The 23,288-nt window shown below is 70.5% G+C and carries 20 protein-coding genes and 2 pseudogenes; 14 read left to right on the top strand and 8 right to left on the bottom strand.

Annotated features, from left to right (window positions below; all coding sequences use genetic code 11):
• Positions 1-347: 347 nt before the first annotated feature.
• Positions 348-1,522 (bottom strand): annotated as a pseudogene (locus CEB94_RS38970) (spore photoproduct lyase family protein).
• 158 nt (positions 1,523-1,680) lie between these two features.
• Positions 1,681-1,965, bottom strand: a complete 285-nt coding sequence (locus CEB94_RS38975; RefSeq protein ID WP_175436629.1) for a hypothetical protein — start codon at positions 1,963-1,965, stop codon at positions 1,681-1,683.
• Between the two features lie 473 nt (positions 1,966-2,438).
• Here CEB94_RS38975 and tap point away from each other — a divergent pair, with 473 nt between their 5' ends.
• Both tap and tpg read left to right on the top strand, forming a co-directional pair.
• Positions 2,439-4,667, top strand: coding sequence for a telomere-associated protein Tap (gene tap, locus CEB94_RS38980; protein ID WP_175436630.1), 2,229 nt, complete (start codon positions 2,439-2,441; stop codon positions 4,665-4,667).
• A gap of 10 nt (positions 4,668-4,677) precedes the next feature.
• The gene (tpg, locus tag CEB94_RS38985) at positions 4,678-5,235 is read left to right on the top strand and encodes a telomere-protecting terminal protein Tpg (RefSeq protein WP_175436631.1); all 558 of its coding nucleotides are present in this window, start codon (positions 4,678-4,680) and stop codon (positions 5,233-5,235) included.
• Positions 5,236-5,353: 118 nt separating this feature from the next.
• On the opposite strand, the gene CEB94_RS38990 is transcribed toward tpg, so the two are convergent.
• Entirely contained in the window at positions 5,354-5,734 is a 381-nt protein-coding gene (locus tag CEB94_RS38990) for a hypothetical protein (RefSeq protein ID WP_175436632.1), read from the bottom strand.
• Positions 5,735-5,836: 102 nt separating this feature from the next.
• Between CEB94_RS38990 and CEB94_RS38995 the strand changes: the two genes are divergently transcribed.
• The 7 genes from CEB94_RS38995 (at position 5,837) to CEB94_RS39025 (ending at position 13,388) form a co-directional block, all read left to right on the top strand.
• Positions 5,837-6,487 (top strand): HAD family hydrolase, encoded by a 651-nt coding sequence (locus CEB94_RS38995; protein WP_175436633.1) that lies wholly within the window; start codon positions 5,837-5,839, stop codon positions 6,485-6,487.
• 34 nt (positions 6,488-6,521) lie between these two features.
• Complete coding sequence (locus CEB94_RS39000) at positions 6,522-6,920, top strand: hypothetical protein (protein ID WP_175436634.1); 399 nt, start codon at positions 6,522-6,524, stop codon at positions 6,918-6,920.
• Positions 6,921-7,030: 110 nt separating this feature from the next.
• A complete protein-coding gene (locus tag CEB94_RS39005) occupies positions 7,031-7,651 on the top strand; it encodes a hypothetical protein (protein ID WP_175436635.1) in 621 nt (206 codons plus the stop codon).
• A 352-nt stretch (positions 7,652-8,003) separates the two neighbouring features.
• A complete protein-coding gene (locus CEB94_RS39010; RefSeq protein WP_175436636.1) occupies positions 8,004-9,419 on the top strand; it encodes a family 2B encapsulin nanocompartment shell protein in 1,416 nt (471 codons plus the stop codon).
• A gap of 83 nt (positions 9,420-9,502) precedes the next feature.
• A complete protein-coding gene (locus CEB94_RS39015) occupies positions 9,503-10,831 on the top strand; it encodes a family 2 encapsulin nanocompartment cargo protein terpene cyclase (protein WP_175436637.1) in 1,329 nt (442 codons plus the stop codon).
• Between the two features lie 16 nt (positions 10,832-10,847).
• The gene (locus CEB94_RS39020) at positions 10,848-11,723 is read left to right on the top strand and encodes a geranyl diphosphate 2-C-methyltransferase (RefSeq protein ID WP_175436638.1); all 876 of its coding nucleotides are present in this window, start codon (positions 10,848-10,850) and stop codon (positions 11,721-11,723) included.
• A 132-nt stretch (positions 11,724-11,855) separates the two neighbouring features.
• Positions 11,856-13,388: a fused MFS/spermidine synthase gene (locus CEB94_RS39025; protein ID WP_381106069.1), complete on the top strand. Its 1,533-nt coding sequence runs from the start codon at positions 11,856-11,858 to the stop codon at positions 13,386-13,388.
• 67 nt (positions 13,389-13,455) lie between these two features.
• Here the strand turns inward: CEB94_RS39025 and CEB94_RS39030 are convergent, their stop codons facing one another.
• The 3 genes from CEB94_RS39030 to CEB94_RS39040 form a co-directional block, all read right to left on the bottom strand.
• Complete coding sequence (locus CEB94_RS39030) at positions 13,456-13,947, bottom strand: SRPBCC family protein (protein WP_175436640.1); 492 nt, start codon at positions 13,945-13,947, stop codon at positions 13,456-13,458.
• Positions 13,944-14,336 (bottom strand): metalloregulator ArsR/SmtB family transcription factor, encoded by a 393-nt coding sequence (locus tag CEB94_RS39035; RefSeq protein ID WP_218945957.1) that lies wholly within the window; start codon positions 14,334-14,336, stop codon positions 13,944-13,946. Before CEB94_RS39035 ends, CEB94_RS39030 begins: the two co-directional genes overlap by 4 nt.
• Positions 14,337-14,565: 229 nt before the next feature.
• A complete protein-coding gene (locus tag CEB94_RS39040; protein ID WP_175436642.1) occupies positions 14,566-15,372 on the bottom strand; it encodes a helix-turn-helix domain-containing protein in 807 nt (268 codons plus the stop codon).
• Between the two features lie 263 nt (positions 15,373-15,635).
• Here CEB94_RS39040 and CEB94_RS39045 point away from each other — a divergent pair, with 263 nt between their 5' ends.
• The 3 genes from CEB94_RS39045 to CEB94_RS39055 all read left to right on the top strand — a co-directional run bounded on the left by CEB94_RS39045 (position 15,636) and on the right by CEB94_RS39055 (position 18,012).
• The gene (locus tag CEB94_RS39045) at positions 15,636-15,920 is read left to right on the top strand and encodes a hypothetical protein (protein WP_175436643.1); all 285 of its coding nucleotides are present in this window, start codon (positions 15,636-15,638) and stop codon (positions 15,918-15,920) included.
• 305 nt (positions 15,921-16,225) lie between these two features.
• A complete protein-coding gene (locus tag CEB94_RS39050; RefSeq protein WP_175436644.1) occupies positions 16,226-16,429 on the top strand; it encodes a hypothetical protein in 204 nt (67 codons plus the stop codon).
• Between the two features lie 149 nt (positions 16,430-16,578).
• On the top strand, positions 16,579-18,012 hold the full coding sequence (locus tag CEB94_RS39055; RefSeq protein ID WP_246112061.1) for a serine/threonine protein kinase: 1,434 nt from the start codon (positions 16,579-16,581) through the stop codon (positions 18,010-18,012).
• Positions 18,013-18,218: 206 nt separating this feature from the next.
• Here CEB94_RS39055 and CEB94_RS39060 read toward each other — a convergent pair whose 3' ends face one another.
• Both CEB94_RS39060 and CEB94_RS39065 read right to left on the bottom strand, forming a co-directional pair.
• Positions 18,219-18,377, bottom strand: coding sequence for a hypothetical protein (locus CEB94_RS39060; RefSeq protein ID WP_175436645.1), 159 nt, complete (start codon positions 18,375-18,377; stop codon positions 18,219-18,221).
• Between the two features lie 28 nt (positions 18,378-18,405).
• Positions 18,406-19,167, bottom strand: a complete 762-nt coding sequence (locus CEB94_RS39065; RefSeq protein ID WP_175436646.1) for a class I SAM-dependent methyltransferase — start codon at positions 19,165-19,167, stop codon at positions 18,406-18,408.
• A 155-nt stretch (positions 19,168-19,322) separates the two neighbouring features.
• Between CEB94_RS39065 and CEB94_RS41455 the strand changes: the two are divergent.
• Both CEB94_RS41455 and CEB94_RS39070 read left to right on the top strand, forming a co-directional pair.
• Positions 19,323-19,475: pseudogene (locus CEB94_RS41455) on the top strand (SDR family NAD(P)-dependent oxidoreductase); the annotation flags it as partial.
• 35 nt (positions 19,476-19,510) lie between these two features.
• Positions 19,511-23,278 carry a WD40 repeat domain-containing serine/threonine protein kinase gene (locus tag CEB94_RS39070; protein ID WP_175436647.1) on the top strand — a complete coding sequence of 1,256 codons (3,768 nt, stop codon included), beginning with the start codon at positions 19,511-19,513 and terminating at the stop codon, positions 23,276-23,278.
• Positions 23,279-23,288 lie beyond the last annotated feature (10 nt).

A 23,288-nucleotide genomic window follows, 5' to 3' on the forward strand; every position in this document is an offset into this window, starting at 1 on the left:
CTGGTGGCGGGGCTTCTGATCCGCCTCGTCCGACGACCCCGCCACGCGCCGGCCGACCTCGTGCGTACCGTCCGTGACCTGATCACACTGCGCATGATCCTGCGGGACACGGCGCCGGACGAGCGTGCCCCGCTCGTCGCGGCCCACCGCGCCTGGCGCAGCCAACCAGCGGTGCGCCGCCGCGCACCGATCCGGCCAACCGACCCTCGCAACCCTCGATCCCGTACCTGAGCGCGGTTTCCGTACGGGTCTCGGGCCGGTGCGGGCGTGGTGCCTCACCGGCCCTTGCGCTGCCCGGAGGATGGTGGAGAGCGGTCTACGGTCCCTGACCGCCCTCCACCACCGAATCAGAACGCATAGCGCACGCGCAGCCACGGCGCGTGGCGCTCGATCAGGGCGCGCAGGGTCTGCACCGCCTCCCCCTTGACCGTGTTGCGGTAGCGGAGGTTGAGGGCGCCGTTCTCGGAGCGCTTGGCCTGTTGGAGTTCCGGTCGCCACATGGTCTCCTCGGCACGGGGATGCCAGCCGAGGTTGACCTCATGCAGCTCCCGGTTGTGGGTGAGCATGATGACCTCCGCCGCCGCCTGCTGTTTCACCCGCCAGGGCAGGACGTCGTCGAGGTGGATGAGCAGCTCGGCCCAGGCGTCCTGCCAGCCGGGCCGGACGACCACGGGCGAGAGGTTGAAGTGCACCTCGTACCCCGCATCCAGAAAGTCCGCCGCGGCGCCGATACGCTCGGCGACGGGCGAGGTGCGCACATCGAGCAGCCGGGCGTCGTCCGGCGGCATCAGCGAGAACCGGATGCGGGTGCGACCACGCGGGTCGAGGGCCAGCAGGTCGGGGTTGACGAACTTGGTGGCGAAGGACGCCTTGGCGGTGGGCCACTGCCGGAAGGCGTGCACCAGATCCGCGGTGTTGTCGCAGATCAGTGCGTCCACCGAACAGTCGCCGTTCTCCCCGATGTCGTACACCCACGCCTGTGCATCGCACTGGTTCGGCTCGGGCTTGCGGCCCTGCCGCGCCACGTGCCGGGCGAGGTGGGCGATGATCCGGTCGATGTTGGTGAAGACGGTGATGGGGTGGCGTACCCCTTGCGCCGGGGCACGTAGCAGTAGGCGCAGGCCATGGCGCAGCCGTTGGAGGGGCCGGGGGCGATCCAGTCCGCCGACCGGCCGTTGGGGCGTGTGGTGAGGGTCTTCTTCTCACCGAGGACCAGTGTCTCGCCCTTGATGCGCACCCAGCGCTCGATATTGCCCTCGTTGCCGTGCAGCCCGGGGATGCGCCAGTGGGACTCCACCATGGTCACCCGCGCGTCGGGGAACCGGGCGCTGATCTGCTTCCCGCGCGGGGACGCGGCAGCGGCGGGCTCGGCGTAGATCTCCCGCACGGGCAGCAGCCGGCGGGCGGCGGCGGAGGTGCGGAAGGAGGCGCGCCGGTCGGTAGTGGCGGCTCGAGGGGCGAGGGCGTCGAGCCCGAACAGTGCGTCGGAGTCCTCGTCCGGGCTGCCGGACGGGTGGTGCATGAGTGCTCCCGTACGGATTGATGCGAGGGGACGAGAGGGCCCCCTCACTTAACTGTACGGGGCACACATCGCCGCCGCGTCTTGCGCGCACGAAGATCGACCAGGCGGCGTGAAATCGATCGTGATGTGGTCGAGCAGCGATGCCGGAGCCGTGTCCGCTACGACGCGGCCACGATTTGGCCGGCCGTGACCTGGGGCGGCTGGGGGAGCAGAGCGGCGAGGCGGTCTCGTACGAAGTCCCTCGCCCTGTCGGTCGACTCCTCGGCGCCGTACCGGTCCTGGAAGACACCCGTCGACACCATCACCCCGCCCCCGGCGTCGACCCAGTAGTAGGCCACGAATCCCTGGACCTGGCGAAGCAGAGGAATGAACTCCTCGTTCACCCGCCGCCCGGCCTCGGCCGGATCGGTCACCCCTTCGTACCGGCGAATCACTGCGTACATGGCCTGGCTTCTCCTGCCTCACGACACCGTCTTGTGCGCAGACGAGGTACCCGGTGCGGGACGTGAGGCGTGCAGCAGGCGGGCGAAGATCACCGGAAAAGTCCCCTAGGTGGATGCATACGGGACACTCGGCCGGGTTCCGGCACCGGCATGTCCCACTTGATGATCGCGCGGGGTACAGAGGCCGCCATGGCGGCTTCCGGGCCCGCCACGTGCACTTTCGGCGGCAACATCCTCGAGGTGGGGACTAGCTCCCGCCGCCTTCCTCAGGCCAAGGCCCGTCGAACAGGAGACTGATCGCTGCGGCGGCGTCCGTACTCGAAGCAGGCGAGGTGCCGTCGCGCCGGAAACCGGTCTCGTCCTGACCTTCCGATCGGCAGGAGCCGTGCCCGCCCCCGACTTTACGGCATCCGTACGCGCTTGGTACGCGAAACGTGCGCTCCACGTTAGGGTTGCGAGGCAGGAGGTGCTGCATGTCCGAGCTGTTCGACGCGGTCGACGCGCTCATCGCGTCCCGCTCCCCGCTGCCGCCCCCGGCGGAACGCAAGCGGCTGCGCCAGGCGCACGGCCTGACGCTGGACGAGGTGGCCGCCGCACTGCAGGTGCGGCGCGCGACGGTCAGCGGCTGGGAGGCCGGCAAGACCGAGCCGCGGCCGCCGGAGCGCGACGCATACGCCCGTCTGCTCAAGCAGCTCGCCCAGCTCTACCCCGCCAACGCTCCGGTACCCGCTGAGGAAACGGCGGTCCCCGAGACACCTGCCGTTCCGGCCGCTCCTGTGCCATCGCTGCCGGAACCGGCCGATACCCGCACCGCACCCACAGGCCCGGCCACGGACCATGCTCCCGGAAACACTGCACGCCGCCCCGCCGGCCCTAGGGCTGTACCGCGTGCGGCGGCCACGGTCGGGCCGACGTCGCGGCGCCCGACCGCGCGCAAGGCCGCCCCCGCAGGCACCACCGCGGACGGCGCCGATCCCCGGTTCGACCACGGCCCGCTCGCGGTCGTCGACGTCGACGCAGATGGTCAGGTGCTGGCGTACTGCGTCGGCGGCCTGGTCCTGGACGTGCCCGCCAAGTCACTTCCCGCGCTGGTGGAGTGGACGCTTGACCAGGGGAGGCTCGGTCAGCCGAAGCTGTCGGGGCCGGGCAAGGACGCCGACCCACTGATCGTGCTGACCGGGGTCGCGTGTGAGCGCTACGGCCTGCCCGTCACGCTCACCCAGCAGGAGCGCCTGGCCGGGCGGCTGCCGGAAGGCCACAAGGTCATCAAGCAGCTGACCCGCGCCAACTGGCAGCTGACCAAGCGCGGTCTCGGGCCATGGGCACGGATCTACCGCCCCGCGCAGGGCGCGGAGCGATCCTGCGTGCAGTTGTGCATCCCGTCGTGGGACGCGCTCGACACCCGGCACTGGGCCAACGCCGGGCAGCTGCCGCCGGCAGACCTCGCCCGGCTGCTGGGCACCTACGCGGCCCGGGTGATGACGCCGCGCGGATCGACCGCCGTGACCGGCCTGGAACTGATGACCGCACTGCACCCGCCGACCCGCGCCTCCGAGCCCGATGCCGACGGCCGACGGCACTCCGAGCACAACCCCGGCTCGCTGGGAAAGGAACCGGTGGACTGCGCGCCGTGCGAAGCCCCCGACGGGCACCCGCTCCTGAAGGACCTGCCTCGCTTCCACCACCGCACCCCGGCTGAGGTCCTGGTGGAAGAGGCGTACGACTGGGCGCGCCCGCTCACCGACGCCGAATGCCTTCGCCGCCACCTGGTGGGCATCGACGTGAACATGGCCTTCGCCGCCGGCGCCAACGGCCTCACCGTCGGTCTGGGCGCACCGACCCACGTCAAGAACCCCGTCTTCGATGCGAAATTGCCCGGCTCCTGGCTGGTCGACCTGAGCCACGTCGACCTCTCCCGCGTGAAGCTCGCAAAGGAATGGACGGACTTGGACGGCGATCTGCTGCCCAGCCCGTTCACGCCGAAAGGCGAACGCCCGACAGGGCCCGCCTGGTACGCCACGCCGACCGTGGCGTACGCGGTGGAGCTCGGCTACGACGTACGCCCGCTCGAGGCATACGTCCGCCACGACAACGGCCGCTACCTGGACGCCTGGTACAACCGGCTGCGCGACGCCTACCTCGCCACGATGGCCGACCTCGGAGTGGGCGCGGACCTGCCGCCGGCCGAATTCCTCGCGGCGATGGAGGGCTACCGGCAGCGTGACCCTCAGCTGGCGATCGTGGTGTCCGCGATCAAGGCGACCGTGAAAGGCGGCATCGGCAAGCTGCGCGAGCGCCCGCGCGGCGAGGGCTGGAAGCCCGGGCAGCCGTGGCGGGCCCTGGCTCGGCCCACCTGGCGCCCGGACATCCGTGCCGCTGTCATCTCCCGGACCCGGGTCAACATGCACCGCAAGATCGTCAAGCACGCCGCCTTCACCGGGCAGTACCCGGTGGCCGTCCTCTCGGACTGCGCCGTCTACGCATCCGACGGGCCGTCGCCACTGGACTTCCTGCCCTACCGGGACGGCAAGCCGCTGCCGGGCGGCTTCAAGCTCGGAGTGAACCCCGGGCTGGTCAAGCACGAGGGCACCCAGAGCGTGCTGTGGGGCGAGGGCGTACGCGAACAGTTCAACGCCCCCGAACTCAACCTCGCCCGGTACATCAAGGACGGCACCGTCACCGACCAGGACACCGGAGAGTAGGTAGAGCGCGATGAGCCTGTTCGGCAACGGCCTGGAGGCCGCGGTGCACAAGGCATTCACCCGCCCCGCGCCCAAGAGCGCGCCCGCGCAGATGCGTTACCTGGTCAGGCAGCTCAAAGGCACCAAGGCGGTTGCCCAGATGCTGCGCATCTCCCAGCGCACCGTCGAGCGCTACGTAAAGAACCAGATCAGAAAGCCCCGCCCCGATCTCGCCGCCCGCCTGGAGGCCGAGGTGAAGAAGCGGTGGCAGCCGCAGATCCGCGCCAAGGCACGGCAGCAGGCAGCCACCACCAGCGGCATCATCATCGACACCCGCGCCCGGATCGGCTACACCGCCCCGATCGGCACGACGGACGAGGACCGGCTCCGGCACCTGACGGTAGCGCTGCCGCCCCACCACGCCGCCCGCCTCTTCAACGCCCAGGAGCAAGGAGCCACCGAACAGCAGCTCCAGCAGATCGCCGCCGAAGCACTCAAAGAGGTGTACTTCCAGGACGGCGGCCGCCGCGCCGGCGACCTGGAAGAGGTCCGCTTCACCGACATCGAGCACCTCGAGTTCGACCTATGACCCAGCGTCGCCCGAGAACCCCGGGGCAGGCCGCATGACTACCGCGTACCGGCGCCGGCGGCGGGCTGTCCCGTAACTGCTGGTCACCCCGGGCGGCAGGCCCACTGCGGTCCCGTGGTCAGCCGAAGATGAGCCCGACGTCCTTGCCCGAGCAGAACCTCATGACGGTGACCAGTTGGCTGAGGTCATCGAGGCGCCGTAGGAGCACGGGATCACTGTCATCGCGTCGCTGCTGGTCAAGAATTGCTTCCAGCCGAGGCAGCATGGCCACGCATTGAGCGGGCGTGAGGTCACCTTCGTCGTCTGGATGGTCGAGCAACGGTGTCAGCGTGGTCGAGACGCTGCACCACGGCCGGTCTCCGCCGAAGCCGTCCATCTCGGCGAGCGTGAATCCCTCGACCTCGGCCAGCCACTGCCGGAACAAGCTGAAGCCGAAGTAGGACCAGGAGATGTCCGGGCTCGCCCCGTCATCGTCTCCTGGGGAAAGCATCAGTCCCATCTCGTCCCCTTGTTCACCCGGAGCCCAGGATCAGTCAGGGGCGGGAGTCTCGGCAACTGAAAAATCTGCCCCGAGAACACCGCCTGTGATCCACTGCCGCTCGTGCCGTTGCTGATGCTGGACCTCGACAACACCCTGGTCGACCGCGACGCCGCCTTCCGCGACGCTGTCACCACATTCCTCGCCGAGCACCGCCTGCCCGGCACCGACCTCACGTGGGTGATGACCATCGACGCCGGCGGCTACACCGCCCGCCACGATGTCGCCGCGGCTATGACCGACCGATACCGGGACATGGTGTCCGCCACGGCCGTCCACGCCCTGCTCGACCATGGCGCCGCCCATCGCGTCGTGCTGACGACCCCCTCCCGTGAGGCCCTGGACAAGGCCCGGGCCGACGGCTGGACCTGCGTGATCGTCACGAACGGCCGCACCGCCCAGCAGGAAGCCAAGATCCGCCACACCGGACTAGATCAACTCGTCCAGGGCTGGGTGATCTCCGAGACGGTCGGCCACAAGAAGCCCGAGCCGGAGATCTTTTACGCTGCGGCGGATGCCGTCGGAGTGCCACTCACCGGCGCCTGGGTCATCGGCGATTCCGCTCATGCCGACATCGGCGGCGCGAACGCACTCGGGCTTCGAAGCGTGTGGGTGTCGAACGGGCAGCGGTGGATCCAGAACGCCTACCGACCCACTCATTTGGCCGAGGACGTCGCCTCCGCGATCGACTACGTCATCAGTGCGCCGAGATAGGGCACGACCAACCGGGTTCGACCCGGTACAGCCGGTGATCTTCGCCATCCAGTTGGGTCTGGCGGCGATGTCCGCGACTCTCGTCGACCACTGGTCACGCGAGGGCATCTCCTACGCCCTGCGCTCCGGAGACATCGCAGGGCATGCCGCCGCACGCCTGGTCACCGCAGCCGACGAGACGAAGGCACGCGCCGCCGACCAGTACGAACGGCACATCGACAGCGTCCTCGGCGTTGAAATGAGCGCCAGCCGCTCACTGGTGAAGCTCTTCACCCGCAACCCCGGCCTCGCCCACACAGCCCTCACCCGCCTGCCACCGGCGTGGCACCATCTCGACTCCTGTATCGCCGGCCGCACCAGCGTCGCCAGGATCATGGCCACGCCTGTGGGGCGCGCGACCGCCGCGCTGACCGCACGGCTTCCCTGCCGCTGAAGGACTCCACCCGGTAGGCGCGACCCTGACCACGGCCTGCCGTCTTACGGGTGTCTTACGTCCCCTGGGCAGCGCCCTCCCGGCATCGGGAGGCCTCCTACGGTGACCGGATGACATCCCTCCCTGCCCTGCGCACCATGGCACTGGTGACCGTCGCGCCCCTGCTGCTGGCCGCCGCGGGTGTGATGCACCCGAGACACCTCACCGCGGCTGCGGCGGACCACTGGGCCGTACTGCACATCGCCCTGTTGCCCGTCTTTCCCTTCCTGGCACTCGGCTTGGTCCTCCCGCTGTGGGGGAGGCCGCGCCGCGACATCGAGGGCGCTCTGACCGTGCTCGCATGGGCCGGCTCACTCTGTTACGCCGCGTACTACGCCGGACTCGACGCCGTGGCCGGGATCTCGGCCGGCGTGGTGGTCGGCCACGGTGTCCACGGGGCGGCCGGGGGGCTGTTCGCGACCGGTGACGAACTGGGCCGGGCGGGTGTATGCGGGCTGGCCGTGGCCGTACTCGCCACGTGCGCGCTGCTCGGGCGCCGCCACGGCATACGGGTGCTGCCGGGTGGAGCGATTCTGCTGGCCGCCTGCTGGTCGTTCTGGGACAGTCACATCTTCTGGCCCCGAGGCGTGTTCACCATGCTCGGTTTCGCCCTGGGCTTCGCTCTGCTGACCGTGGCGACCTCCGGCGGCGGCCACGATGCGACGCTCCGGAAAACGCCTGCGAATCCCTGACGTCCCGGCAGACCGGCCGGCGGCTGCGTGGTCGGGCAGGTTGACGGCGGAGGAAGCCGGTTCGCTGCCCCCGCGGGGTTCCGCCCCCCGGGGGCAGCCCTGTTCCTGGTGACGGTCGGCACGGGGCGATCTCACCCCGTTGGCCGATAAACCGCATTCAACTGATTGTCACTGCTTCGAGGTAAGCATCTCGTCTCCCCGGTGGATGCGGCACGCTCAGCGGTTAGCTTTCTGCAGGTGAACGGATCGGATCCCTGTGGTCCCTCCCGCTCGTTGCCCGCTCCTCCCTGTCTCCCGGTCGGCGCACCCGTGTGCGCCGGACGTCCCGTCGTGCAAGGAGAAACTCCCCCCGATGACCGTCGACAGCATCCCGGAAGCTCAGACCACACCCGTCGCGGCGCAGCAGTCCCTGAGTACAACCGCCGCCCGCAACCTCGCCACCACCACCAAGTCCGCCCCGCAGATGCAGGAGATCACCTCCCGCTGGCTGCTGCGGATGCTGCCCTGGGTCGAGGCCAAGGGCGGCGCCTACCGGGTCAACCGGCGGCTGCGCCATACCGTCGGCGACGGGCGCATCGAGTTCGTCCAGGAGGGCGCCACGGTCCGGGTGATCCCCCGGGAACTCGGTGAGCTGGCACTTCTGCGCGGATTCGAGGATGTGGACGTCCTCACCGCCCTGGCCGGCCGCTGCACGCAGCGCGACTTCGCGGCGGGCGAAGTCCTCGTCGAGCGCGGCAGCCCCGCGGACCGGATCCACCTGATCGCCCACGGCCGGGTCGGCCAGACCGCGGAAGGCAAGTACGGCGGAGAGATCGCCATCGCGGTACTCGCGGACGGTGACCACTTCGGTGAGCACGCCCTGCTGGACTCCGACGCCCGCCACGACTGCACGGTCACCGCCGAGACCTCCGGCACCCTCCTCACCCTCTCCCGCGCCGACTTCGCCGCCGTCCAGGCCTCCGCGCCCAGCCTTCAGGCACACGTCGACAAGTTCAGCTCCCGCACGCGGCAGCGGCAGAACAAGCACGGCGAGGCCGAGATCGCCCTGTCGGCCGGCCACGTCGGCGAGGCGGAACTGCCAGGCACCTTCGTCGACTACGAACAGAATCCGCGCGAGTACGAACTCTCCGTCGCACAGACCGCTCTGAGGATCCACACCCGGGTCGCCGACCTCTACAACGGTCCGATGAACCAGACGGAGGAGCAACTCAGGCTCACCGTCGAGGCCCTGCGGGAGCGTCAGGAACACGAGCTGATCAACAACCGTGAGTTCGGGCTGCTGCACAACGCCGACTTCAAGCAGCGCATCCAGCCCCGCTCCGGCCCACCGACCCCGGACGACATGGACGACCTGCTCTGCCGTCGGCGCGGCACCAAACTGTTCCTCGCCCACCCCAGGACCATCGCCGCCATCGGACGCGGATTCAACGCCTGCGGTCTCTACCCCGACCATGTCGACCTCGGTGGACAATCCGTGCCCGCCTGGCGCGGGGTCCCCATCCTGCCCTGCAACAAGATCCCGATCAGCAAGGAGCAGACCAGCTCCATCATCGCGATGCGCACCGGCGAGGAGAACCAGGGCGTCATCGGCCTGCGGCAGACCGGGCTGCCGGACGAGTACGAACCGGGGCTCTCGGTTCGGTTCACGGGCATCAACGAACAGGCGATCATCTCCTACCTCGTCAGCACCTACTACTCCGCCGCGGTGCTCCTGCCCGACGCCCTCGGCGTGATGGAGAACGTGCAGATCGCCCCCAGGCCGCGCTGAAGCCCTGATCCGCGCGGCAGGCCCACGCCCTGCCACCCCCGCGCACGACGGAGCGCCCACCCCACCGCAGCAAGGAGCCGCCGATGCCCGACTCCGGGCCCCTCGGAACATCCCACCCCGGGCAGCGGCCGACGCCGCCGACAGCCGCACCGGACGCCCCCACGCCGCTGATCCCCGACCTTCCGGTCACGCCGACGGCCTCCGAATTTCTGGCGGCACTGCATCCGCCGGTCAGGATCCCCGACCCGCCGCGGCCCCCGGCGGCCGACTCCGCAGGACGGGACACGCCCGACGTCACCGAGGCCGGCTCCGCCCTCCAGCGGATCCTGCGCGGACCGACCGGACTGGGCACGACCTCGCTCTCCTTGGCCCGCCGGCACGAACCCCTGCTCCCGGACCCGGGGCCACCGGCCCCCGTCCCGCCGCCCGCCGCCGGGCGAGCCGTCCCCGGCCTCTACCACCACCCCGTCCCGGAGCCCGACCCCGTACGCGTCGAGGAGGTGAGCCGCCGGATCAAGCGCTGGGCCGAGGACGAGGTCCAGCTCTATCCCGAGGACTGGGAGGGGGAGTTCGACGGGTTCTCCGTCGGCCGTTACATGGTGGCCTGTCACCCCGACGCCCCGACGATCGACCACCTGATGCTCGCCACGCGGCTGATGGTCGCGGAGAACGCGGTGGACGACTGCTACTGCGAGGACCACGGCGGGTCGCCCGTCGGCCTCGGCGGGCGCCTCCTCCTCGCGCACACCGCGATCGACCCTCTCCACACCACCGCGGAGTACGCGCCGGCATGGCAGGAGTCGCTCGGTTCGGACGCCCCGCGCCGGGCGTACCGCAGCGCGATGGACTACTTCGTCGGCGTGGCCACGCCCTCCCAGACCGACCGCTACCGGCACGACATGGCCCGGCTGCACCTGGGCTACCTCGCCGAGGCCGCCTGGGCACAGACCGGTCACGTCCCGGAGGTGTGGGAGTACCTGGCGATGCGCCAGTTCAACAACTTCCGCCCCTGTCCCACGATCACCGACACCGTCGGCGGCTACGAACTGCCCGCGGACCTGCACGCCCGGCCGGACATGCAGCGGGTCATCGCCCTCGCCGGCAACGCGACCACCATCGTCAACGACCTCTACTCGTACACCAAGGAACTCAACAGCCCGGGCCGCCACCTGAACCTGCCGGTGGTGATCGCGGAACGCGAGCAGCTTCCCGAGCGCGACGCCTATCTGAAGGCCGTCGAGGTCCACAACGAACTCATGCACGCCTTCGAGGCCGCCGCGGCCGACCTCGCGGAGGCCTGCCCCCTGCCCACCGTGCTGCGCTTCCTCAGGGGCGTGGCCGTCTGGGTCGACGGAAACCACGACTGGCACCGCACCAACACCTACCGCTACAGCCTGCCCGACTTCTGGTAAGGAAACGGACCCTTCTGTGACCACTGAAACGACCTCCACCGCCACCGCGAAGATCCCGGCCCCGGCGACGCCGTACCAGGGGGACATCGCCCGCTACTGGAACAACGAGGCACGGCCGGTCAACCTCCGCCTCGGTGACGTGGACGGCCTCTACCACCACCACTACGGCATCGGCGCCGTGGACCACACCGCGCTCGGCGACCCGGCGCACAGCGAGTACGAGAAGAAGCTCATCGCGGAGCTGCACCGGCTGGAGTCGGCACAGGCGGAGGTTCTTCTGGACCACCTCGGCCCCATCGGGCCCGACGACACCCTCGTCGACGCCGGCTGCGGGCGCGGCGGGTCCATGGTCATGGCCCACCGCCGCTTCGGCTGCAACGTCGAGGGCGTCACCCTGTCCGCCGCCCAGGCCGACTTCGGCAACAAGCGCGCGCGAGAGCTGCGTATCGAGGACCACGTCCGCTCCCGCGTGTGCAACATGCTCGACACGCCCTTCGACAAGGGCAGTGTCGCCGCCTCGTGGAACAACGAGTCGAGCATGTACGTCGACCTCGACGACCTGTTCGCCGAGCACTCCCGCTTCCTGAGGGTGGGCGGCCGGTACGTGACGATCACCGGCTGCTGGAACCCCCGTTACGGCCAGCCGTCGAAGTGGGTCTCCCAGATCAACGCCCACTTCGAGTGCAACATCCACTCCCGCCGCGAGTATCTGCGCGCCATGGCCGACAACCGGCTCGTGCCGCAGACCATCGTCGACCTCACCCCGGACACCCTGCCCTACTGGGAGCTGAGGGCCACGTCCTCGCTGGTCACCGGGATCGAGAAGGCGTTCATCGAGTCCTACCGGGACGGCTCCTTCCAGTACGTCCTGATCGCGGCCGACCGCGTCTGAGCCCGGCCCGGTAACAGCCGGGGCCCTCACCGGCGCCCCGGCCTGCGGCCACGTCGAGCCGCCCCCCGTTCGCGAGTTGGGGGATTCACACGGAGCCGCTCGGTCGATGAGCCGCATGCGAGAATGTCGCCCGTGACCGGATTGCCTTCGTCGCCTGTCGTTGAGACCACGCCCCGTGACGGTCTGGGCCCACGTGCCGCCGCGATACTGGTGTTCGGGTCCTCAGCAGCGGTTCTGGTCGTCGAGATCGTCGCCTTGCGGCTGCTCGCTCCCTACCTGGGCCTGACCCTTGAGACCAGCACCATGGTGATCGGCATCGCGCTCACCGCGATCGCCTTCGGCTCCTGGCTGGGCGGGCACATCGCGGACCAGGTCGATCCACGGCGGCTCATCGGCCCTTCGCTGGGAGTGTCCGGAGCGGTGGTGGCGCTCACCCCCGCCGTGTTGCGCACCACCGCGGAGTGGGCACCGGCGGTGCTCTTGGTCATCGCGTCGCTGACCATCCTGGTGCCGGGTGCGCTGCTCTCCGCGGTGACGCCGTTCGTGACGAAGCTGCGTCTCACCAGCCTGGCGGAGACCGGCACGGTGGTCGGCCGGCTTTCAGGCATCGGCACCGTCGGCGCCATCGTCGGCACCGTCCTCACCGGCTTCGTCCTTGTATCGCGGTTGTCGGTCAGCGGCATACTGCTCGGCCTGGGAGCACTGCTGGTGGTCGGCTCGGCGTGGGTCGAGTGGCGAACGCGCGGGTGGCGCGGCACCCCTGCCCTGACACTCGTGGTCGCGGCCGGCGGCCTCGCCGCCACGGTCGCGCCCGGCGGCTGCGACGTGGAGACCAAGTACCACTGCGCACGGGTCGTTGCGGACCCGGACGGGGGCGACGGGCGCACCCTCGTTCTGGACGGCCTGCGGCACTCCTACGTCGACATCGACGAACCGACGCATCTGAAGTTCGAGTACGTGCGCGCCATCGCGTCGGTGGTCGATGCCGCCTTTCCGCAACGTGAACCACTTGTCGCCCACCACCTGGGCGGCGGCGGACTCACCCTTCCCCGTTACCTTGCGGCCACGCGACCTGGAACGCGAAGCCTCGTCTCCGAGATCGATCGCGGGGTCGTGCGCATCAACCACGACCAACTCGGTCTGCGCCCGGAAGCCGGTATCGACGTACGCGTCGAGGACGGCAGGCTCGGCCTGCGGCAACTCGACAGCGACAGCCGTGACCTCGTCGTCGGGGACGCCTTCGGGGGCGTCAGCGTGCCGTGGCACCTCACCACCGTGGAAGCGATGACGGATGTTCGGCGGGTGCTCAACGAAGAGGGCCTGTACGTTGCCAACCTCATCGATCACGGTGGTATGGACTTCGCACGCGCCGAAGTGGCCACCCTCGGCGAGACCTTCGAGCACGTCGCCCTCCTCGGTGAACCCGCCGACATCGGCCTGGGCCCGACCGCCGCGTCCGACGGCGGCAATCTGGTGGTGCTCGCCTCCGACCAGCCGGTCGACCTCCGCGCGATCCAAAGAGCGCTCGACGCCCGGCGAACCGGCTGGAAGATCACCACCGGCGAGGACCTCATGTCCTGGACCGGCGCTGCCCAACTCCTCACCGACGATCACGCACCGGTGGACCAACTCCTGCAGCCCTACAGTCCGCAGAGCGGCCAGTGAGTGTGCGGGGTCCACAGGGTGTACAAGCCGTAGAGGTACGTTCGAGGTCAGAGGGGACATGCCAAGCTCAGGCCAGGGACTCGAAGTACGCCTTCTGCGCGGGGTAGTAGTCCTCGAAGTCGGGCCGCGGTCCGCCCGTGCGTGCGGCGGTGAGCATGTCCAGGTAGTACTCCCAGCCCGGGCCGGTCTCGCCGAGGTGGTCTGGGGAGGCAAGGTGCTGGACCAGCCGGAGTTCGGTGGTGCCGTCGGTCTCGGCCAGCAGCAGCTCCATCGACCAGGATCCGGCCTCGTCCTCCATCGAGACGGCGAGTCGGCGCGGAGGTTCGCAGGCTTCGATCCGGAGGGGGCACCAGGGCGCCGACTCCTCGAACACCAATTGCACTTCGACGGTGCTGCCGGGCGCCGCCTGGCCGCGCCACGGGCCGAACCAGCGGGCGGTGCGCTCCGGCTCGGTGACACTCGCCCAGACGTCGTCGGCGGGGGCGCGGTAGATGCGGGTGAGGACAAGGTCGTACCCCGTTGGCGTGGGGATGAGTTGTCCGGTGGGCTCAAGCGTCATGCCATGTCCTCCTTGGGATGGCGCGCGGTGTGCCGATCGTTGGCGGGTTCAGCCCGACTGCGGTCCCGTCGGGTGCGGTAGACCTCGGTCTCCAACGCCGCCAGATGCTGTGACCAGCTGCCACGCTGGGTGTCGAACTGGATGAGCCAGGCGGCGAGATCACCCAGCCGGGAGCGGACGAGCGAGTAGCGCCTATGGCGTCCGATCTGCTGGTCCCGGACCAGGCCGCTCTCCCGCAGCACGCGCAGATGGCGGCTGACCGCGGGCCGGCTGATGGCGAACCGGGCAGCGATGTCGCCTGCCGTGAGCGGGGCAAAGCGCAACATCATCAGGATCTCCCGGCGCACCGGATCGGCGATGGCGTCGGCCACCTCGCTCAGTTCATCCACACCAGAAGCGTAACCCATAGGTTACGCGTTTCAAACCGTGCTGCCGCCCGGGTCCGCTGCTGCTGCCCGAAGGACGTGATCGCCCATGACCCCAGGGAAAGCACTGGTGGCAGCCGCGGGGCTCGCCACCGGGGCCGTCGTCGTGACGCGGGGGGCGGTCGGCGCTGAGGGGGGCGGGGCGGGGCGAGGCGGTCGCGGGTTCGTGGTACGAGTTCGCGACTGACCAGGCCTAAGGGACGCAGGTGGGCAGGACGGTGGTGAGCTGGGTCAGATGGTCGGGGCGGACGCGGATTCCGGGCAGCCAGAGGAGCTGCCCGTGATGTGTGACCTGGATCCAGATGCTGGTGTGCTTGTGGTTCTCGTCGGTGACGGTGACGCCGTTGGCGATGGTGCAGCGAGCTTGGAGGAGGTCGCGGTGCCAGACGCGGCCGGCGGAGTTGGTCGTCGTGTAGGGGCGGTAGGGGTTGTAGGCCAGGGACAGGGCGCACGTGTGCGTGCGGGGCTCCTGGCATGCCTTCTCGACGTTGTGGACGATGACGCCGGCGCTGCCGCTTGAGCTTGCGCCGGCCGCGGCGCCCTGGGCGGGCGTGGCGCCGGGACCGTTCCGCGTGGGGAGCAGAAACAGCAGGGCTGCCACGAGCGCGCCCGTGGCGACAGCGGTGAGGGCCGCTGTGACGACCCGACGCCGGGGCCACGGTCCGCGCAGCCGACGCCAGATGGCGAAGCGGGGGAGGGGCGAGGGGCCGGCGGCTTCGACGCTGCCGGTGGCGGCTGACGTCTCCTGGCCGGTGGGGTTGGCTGCTTCCCACAGGGCCCGGTACTCGGAAGGGTCTGCGCCCAACGCCCGGCACAGGTCCCGCACCACGGGCCAGGTCGGCACCGTTTCGCCGCGGAAGTAGCGGGAGAGGGAGGAGTCGCTGATCCGGACCTCAGCCTCCAGGCTGCGCAGTGGGCGCCCGGATTGCTGCTGCAGGCCGCGCAGGGCGTCTCCCAGCTTCCGTGCCGGTGCGCGGGACTCCGATGGTCGGCCGGTCATCGATCAAAGCCTTTCCGCCAGGGGTCAGCGGTGTCCCGCCGGCTGTCCCATGTCCCGGGACGGGCATGTCCCAGCAGGTCAGGACTGTATTTATCCCGACATCGGTGAAGCAACCGGGATCTGGTTGTAGGGCTGCCGTTTCCTGCGCAAACTCGGCATACCGGCTGAGCGGATCACCCCCCTGGGTGAGCGTGCCGGCACTCGTGGCCGTGCTGACGGATCTCGCACGGACCACCCCGAACCCCTACGGAAGGATCTTCACCATGCGTGTACGCACCGCACTGTCCGCCTTCGCAGCCATCACCGTGGTCGGACTGGGCAGCCTGGGCGCGGCAGTACCGGCTGTCGCCGCACCCGCCGCGGCATCCCACCGGGTGTCCGCCGTCCAGGCGGCCGACGGCCTCGACATCCACCGCGGCAAGTACATGACCCTGGGCGGCTGCCAGACCGCCGGCCAGCAGGGCATCGACCGCGGTCACTGGGACCGCTACCAGTGCGCCGAGGGCAACATGTGGCCCTGGAAGTGGAACCTGTGGACCAACCGCTGACCACGTGACGCTGCCGGTGGCCTCCTCCATTCACGCCGGAGGAGGCCACCGAAGGCCCAAGCCGCCCAAGCCGTCCGCCACTCCGTCCGTCGCTTCTCCCAGGCCGCCGGCAGGTGACCCTTCCCTGAACCGCCGGCCTCCTGGCAGCACCGCACGCCCGAGCCGGCTGCGCCTCCGGCTCCCACCCGGTGACGGTGGCAGCCGCACCGCGTCCAGGACACGCTCCTGCACGCCACCCGGCCGTCCCAGAGGCGAAGGTGCCAGAGCACATCAGCCGGCCACCGGGCCCGGCCACCAGGCCAGTCGTGCGTCCGCTGCCCGTCGACGCCATCGGCAACAACAACACCCGCCACGTCGTCATCTTCGAACGGTGGAACGACTCCTCCCACCGTTCCTACACGGCCTATGAGCAGCGCAGCGTGCACGGCACCAGCCACCGCTCGCTCACCTACGGGCTGTCCGCGGGCAGCGAGTACAAGGCCTACCGCCCCCTCCGGTACGGAAACTGACACACCTGGCCAGTGATGCTGCTGCCCTGAACGGTTCGGTGCCGTTCACCCACCGTTGTGCAAGCGGCGGATGGGTGGGTACCTGCGTTCGGCGGCCCGTCTACGACGGCCGTCCGAGCGGTGCGAGTGTGTGGAGTGGGGAGATCGAGGTGGGATTGCGCCAGGTGCGGAGCGCCCGGGCTTTTCGGGGCTGTGCCGAGATTCTGGGGGGCCGCTACCGTCTGGATGCGCTGATCGGTTCGGGTGGCTCGGCTGACGTGTACCGCGGGTTCGATCTGCGGCTGCGGCGGCCGGTTGCTGTGAAGGTCTTCCGCGCCGGTACCGGCTTCGACACGGAAGAGGCATTCCGGAGCGAGGCTGTGATCCTGGCCCGGTTGCAGCATCCGGGGCTGGTGACCGCCTTCGACGCCGGACACCATGACGGCGATGCCTTCCTGGTCATGCAGCTCATCGACGGGCGTACCCTCAAATCTCGCATCGCCCAGGGTCCCCTGTCGTGCGAGGTTGCGGCTGCGCTCGGCGCGGCATTGGCCGAGGCTCTGTCTCACGCCCATGAGGAGGGGATCGTCCATCGGGATGTCAAACCGTCCAATATCATCCTGGACTCCTCCGACCACCCCCATCTGACGGACTTCGGCATCTCCCGGCTGCTGGATGCGACCACCCGCACCGCTACCGGCACCCTGACCGGCACGGCGGCCTATCTCTCCCCCGAACAGGTGCTGGGCCGGCCCGTCGGCCGGCCCGCCGACATCTATGCCCTCGGCTTGGTCCTCCTCGAAAGCCTCACCGGTCGACTCGAATACGACGGCGGCCCTCTGGAGTCCGCCATAGCACGCCTACACCGCCGGCCCGCTCTTCCGGACTTCCTGCCCGACGGCTTCGCCACCCTCCTTCGGGACATGACCAGCCTGGAAGAAGAAGCTCGCCCCAGGGCGTGCGACTGCGCCCACGCCCTGAGCCGTCTCTCCGGAACGAGCACGGCAAACCCTGCCGCATCCGTCACCCGGCCAGTGCTCAGCGCCATACCTCCCACAGCCGCGGATCACGCCGACCGCACACACAGGAGCTCGTCGCCCACCGCCAAAACGCCCGGAAGCTCGAGCGCCTCAACAGGTCTCCCCGAGGGAGGGTCTCCCTCCGCTTCCACGCCCGGCCGCTTCCGAACGCGTGGGGCCGCGGCCGCGCTGGCCGCCCTTCTCGCCGCCGGCCTGGTGGTCACCGACGGCTTTTCACACCATGACGGCGCAGACGAAGCGGCCCCGTCCGCCCCTGATCCGGTCGCCCCCTCCATGCCTCCCGAATCGGCCGCTCACAACGATGACACGCCTTCCGCGTCGGCGACGCCGCCTTCGCGCAGCCCCTCTGTCTCCGCTCAGCCGCCGAGTCATGCCGTCCCGATGCGCAACGTTCATCCGCCCTCTGGCAGCTCAAGGCCCACCACCCACACCGCGTCCACTCCCCACACGTCCGAGCAGGCCGCGGCCGACGCAGCCGCGAAAGACAGAGCAAAGGCCCCTGACCAACCGCCGGGTCATGCCCGAAAGAACCAGAAAGGCAAGAAACCAGCACGTGCCAAGTAACAAGTAAGGGGGCAGGGAACCGGATTCCAGGCTGAGGCTGAGGACATGGGAGTCCCCGGTCGAGCTGCCGGTCCACTGAGCGTCCTCGGCCTGCCCAGCCCAGCGGTCATGCCGAAGAATCTGCTGATCAACGTGGGCGGCTGGACCGGGTGGCCTGTGTCGGTACCGCCGCAACGGTGCTCTGCGCTGCGGTCTGGCCCCGTGCCCTACGCGTCGCGCGTGCGGGCGCGCTCATCGGCACGACGCCGCAGGCGCAGCGGCAGCACGTAGGCGAGGCTGCCGGCGGTCAGGAGGGCGACCATCGCCAGCAGCGCAGGGCGCGCCAGTCCCTCGGCGGTGGTGCAGTGGGCGGAGCACCTGGTCAACCGCACATACTCAGCGCCTGCGGAGCTGTCAGCCTGCCAGCCGAGCTTTCCAGATCTCATCGCTGGGCCATTGCTGGGCCCAGTCGGCGGAGACTTCTTCGTAGTCCCGCGCATGCTGGGGTGCCTGAATCTCGATCAGGTCTTCGACGACGAAGCCGCAGGCCCGCAGCAAACGGAGCATCTCACCGTGCGGCAGGATGAACTGCACGTGATTCCCCCAGTGCAGCCGAGTCAGACCGAATTGCCCACGGGACAGGGTGGTGGACACCGGACCCTCGGACGGTACGCACAGCGCGAACAGCGGTGAGTAGCGCGAGAACACCAGGTGGCCTCCGGGAACGAGAAGCCGGGCTGCCTCCGGGACCCACTGGTAGGGGTCGCACCACAGCGAGGCGCCGTATTCGCTGATCGCCAGGTCGAACGTGTTGTCCTCGTAGGGCACCTTCTCGGCATTGCCCAGGACAAGAGGGAAGTCGATGCCGAACTCCGCCTGCATCGCGCGAGCAGTGGCGAGCTGCTTCTCCGACAGGTCGATCCCGACCGGGTGGGCACCTGCTCCGGCCAGCCAAGCGGAAACGTAGGCAGTACCGCAGCCCAGTTCGATGGCGCGCATCCCGTCGATGCCGTCGGGAAGGACAGAGACCTGCGATTCAGGGGTGGCCCACAAGCCCCAGGACGGTTCCACCTGCGCCCAGTGATCACGGGCGAGCGGCCCGTGCCACGCGGCCGCCTCGTCGTCCCAAAAGCGTCGGTTCTGCTCCACATGGTCCGCCGGGCCGTCATGGGTCATGGAGGCATTCGATCGAAGATGCCGCATTCCGGCAACGGAATTTCCACGGCTCCAGACTCCCGCGAGACGCGCGGCCGGCACGACGGCCAGGTACTTGCCGTGTCGGAAGGCTGTCGGCGGTGACCGTGATCTGTCGGCGGTATGTCGATGGCTGAGGGCAGCTGCGGGGGCCGAGGGTCTTCGGCCTGCGTGGCACACCACGGCGTGAGCCCGTTCCCTCTCACATGGCCGACCGGGCCGTCGCCGCCCGCCTCTGGGCAGCCAGCAGTCAACTGACCCGCACCGACCCGCACTTCGGCCTCCGGTAGGCGCAGAGCCGTGCCGCGCGCATTACCCTGAGTTCATGCGGCAGGGGGCGGCGGCAGAGGCGGGGGAGTGGCGGGACTGGCGGGTCGGTGACCGGGTCCTCGGGGTGTACGAGGTGACCGGTGCCCTCGGCCAGGGAGGCATGGGGCTCGTTCACCGGGTGCGGCACCTGGGGTGGGACACCGATCTCGCCGTCAAGAGCCCACGTCCGGAGCTCTTCCGGGACGAGGCGGACAGGCAACGGTTCGTCCGTGAGGCGGAGACGTGGGTGGGGCTGGAACTCCATCCGCACCTGTGCGGATGTCACTATGTGCGCACGATTGACGGGGTGCCGCGGGTCTTCGCCGAGTACGTGAACGGCGGAAGCCTGCGCGAGTCGATCGACGAGGGCCGGCTCTACCGGGGCGCACGCGACGAGGTGCTGGGCCGGATCCTGGACATCGCGATCCAGATGGCGCGCGGGCTGGCGCACGCCCACCTCAGCGGGGTGGTGCACCAGGATGTCAAGCCGGGCAACGTGCTGCTCGACCGGCAGGGCACCGCCAAGATCACCGACTTCGGGCTCGCACGGGCCCGGCTCTTCGGTATCCGGCCGCCGTCCTCCGGCCGGGCGGCCGCCGAGGCCACGCTGCTGGTCACGCACGGCGGGTTGACGCCCGCGTACGCCTCACCCGAGCAGGTGCGGGGCGTGTCCCTGAGCCGTCGCACCGATGTGTGGAGCTTCGCGGTCAGCGTGCTGGAGATGTTCACCGGGGCGGTGACGTGGGGAGTGGGGTCCGCCGCGGGGGCGGCGCTCGCCGCGTACCGGCTGGGCCCGCCGCCCGACGCCCCGGTGGCCTCGATGCCGGCCGCGCTCGCGGACCTGCTGGAACGCTGTCTGCGCGAGCGGGCCGAGGAGCGGCCCGGTGACCTGGCGGCGGTGGCAGGGGAGTTGGCCGAGGTGTACGCGGGGGAGGTCGCCCGGCCGTATCCACGCCGGGCGGAGAACGCCGCCGAGCACCGGGCCGACGGGCTGAACAACCGGGCGATGTCGCTGCTCGACCTCGGCCGGACGCGGGAGGCGGAAGCCGCTCTCGCCGAGGCGCACGCCGCCGACCCGCAGCACCCGCAGGCCACGTACAACCTCGGGCTGATGAGGTGGCGGTCCGGCGGACTCGCGGACGACGCGCTGGTGGACCAGCTGGAGTCGGCCAGGGCGAGCGCGGGAGGACCCTCGCCCGCCGACCACCTCCTCGCCCACGTGCACCTCGAACGCGGCGATCACGAGTCCGCCCTGCCTCTCCTGCGCGCGGCGGCCGCGACCGCGGAGGCGACCGCGGACGCGGACGCCGGCACGGCCCTGCGCGACGCACTCGCGCACCTGGAGCGCGAACACGCCGTCGGAGGGCGCCTGCTCGCCACCTTCACCGGGCATCGGGCCTTCGTGCACGCGGTGAGTCTCAGCGAGGACGGCAGCCGCGCGCTGTCCGGGGACGACGCCGGGAACGTACGGCTGTGGGACACGGCCTCCGGCCGCCCGCGCGCTCTCAAGGGACATCGGGCCGCCGTGCACGCGGTGTGTCTGAGCCCGGACGGCCGTCTCGCCCTGACGGGCGGGTATGACGGCGACGTACGACTGTGGGACACCGGAACCGGCCGCTGCCTGCACAGGCTCTCCGGGCACACCGGCTCGGTCCGCGCCGTCTGCCTCGCCTCCGACGGGAGTACCGCCCTGACCGGCGGCTGGGATGGCACCCTGCGCTGGTGGGAGGTGGCCACCGGCCGCTGCCTGCGCGTCGTCCACTCCCCGGAAGGTCCGGGTGGGGGCCGCGGGGTCAACGCCGCCTGCCTGAGCGCCGACGGGCGGCTCGCCCTGTTCGTGGGCGGTCAGACCGTGCTCTGGGACCTGGCGAACGACCGCCGCGTGCAAACCCTGGACGGTGACACGATCTGGCCGGCCGCACTGAGTCACGACCGGCGGCGCGCGCTGACCGGCGGGGGCGACCGGGCCCTGGTGTGGTGGGACCTGGCGACCGGCCGGTCCCTGCGCATCTTGCAGGCGGACGCCCGGCCTCCCTGCACGGCCGAGCTGAGCATTGACGGGCGATTCGCGGTGTCAGGGGCCATCGGCGGCACGCTGCGCTGGTGGGAGCCCACCACCGGGCGCTGTCTGCGCACCTACGACGCGCACTTCGCCCAGGTGACCTCGGTGAGCCTGAGCGCGGACGGGCGGCGAGTGCTGACCGGGGGCGACGAGAGGGTACGGCTGTGGCAACTGCCCACCCCTGACGCGTACACCGCACCCTTCCAGATCTGCCGCCCCCGCTCTCACACCGAACTCACCCGCCACGACGACCGGGTCGCCGCGCTGCTGGACGAAGCCGAGTCGGCCGCGGGCCGGCAGCGGTACGCGGACGCGCTCGCCCTGGTGGCCGAGGCACGCGCCCTGCCGGGGCACGAGCGGGACACCCGTGCCCTGGCGGCCTGGCACCGGCTCTCGCTGGTCACCGTGCGGACGGGGGTGCGGGGCGCCTGGCCCGCCGGGACCGTCGAGCTGCCCACGTCCGGTCGGCAGGCCCACGCCACCGCCGACGGCCGGCGCGCCCTGTGCGCGGACCTCGACACCCTGCGGCTGTGGGACTTCGAGGACGGCGGCCGGTGCGTGCGTACCTTCGACGGGCACGACGGAGCGGTCGAGGCCGTCTCCCTCAGCGCCGACGAACGCTACGCCCTGTCGGGCGGGCGGGATGGGACGGTCCGCGTCTGGGAAGTTCGCACCGGGCGCTGCCTGAGAGTCCTCGAAGGGCACGGCGCGAAGGTCCGCTCGGTGAGCTTCAGCGGCGACGGGCGCTTCGCCTTCTCCGGCGGGGAGGACGGGTCCGTGCGCTGGTGGGAGCGGGAGACCGGACGGATGCTGTGGGCCTACGACTACGCGGGGCAAGGGGTGTACTCCGTGTGCCCCAGCGCCGACGGGCGGTTCGTTCTCTCCTCCGGCAAGGGCGGCAGGGCGCGGATGTGGGAGCTCGACTCCGGCCACCGCGCGCGGACCTTCGTGGATTTGGCCCGCAAGGCCGACATCGAGCCGCCGCCCCCGGGCATCCTGTACTCGGCCCAGCTCACCACGGACGGACGGCACGCGGTGACCGCCAACGGCGACGGGCGGGTGGTGCTGTGGGACGTGGCGGGCGGGCGGCGTCTGCACGTCTTCGACGAGTACGTCGGGAGCGACGGGCACGCTGAGCCGATGACGTCGGTGTCCCTGAGCGCGGACGGCCGCTTCGCGCTGGCCGCCAACTGGGACACGACCGTGAGGCTGCTGGATCTGCGGGCCGGACGCTGCCTGCGCACCCTGGGCGGGCACCGGCGCTGGGTGCTGTCGGTCCACCTGAGTGCCGACGGGCGTTACGCGGTCTCCACCGGGACGGACCGGACCCTGCGCCGGTGGGAGCTCGACTGGGAGCTGGAGGCCAGGGAGCCGGCGGGCTGGGACGAGGGCGCCCGCCCGCACCTGGAGGCGTTCCTCGCCGCGCACACGCCGTTCGGGCGGCCCGTGCCGCCCGGCCTCCAGGTGGTGTCGTACGACCCCCGGCTGGCCCGGCACGGAAAGCCGGTGTGGTCCCAGGCCGACTCCGACGCGCTGCTGCGTCACCTCGCCCGTGCCGGATACGGGTGGCTGCGGGCGGACGGCGTTCGGGCGGAGCTGGCGCGGACGGCCGCGGCGTGGCAGGGTCCGCGTCCGCTGCCCGCACCGCGGCGGGGGCCGGCGCGGGTGCTCAGTTCAGCAAGTCGTCGATATCGGGCTTGGCGAGGACGCCCGCGCAGCTGACGCAGACCGG

This window comes from Streptomyces hawaiiensis, from assembly GCF_004803895.1.
GTDB classification, from domain to species: Bacteria; Actinomycetota; Actinomycetes; order Streptomycetales; family Streptomycetaceae; genus Streptomyces; species Streptomyces hawaiiensis.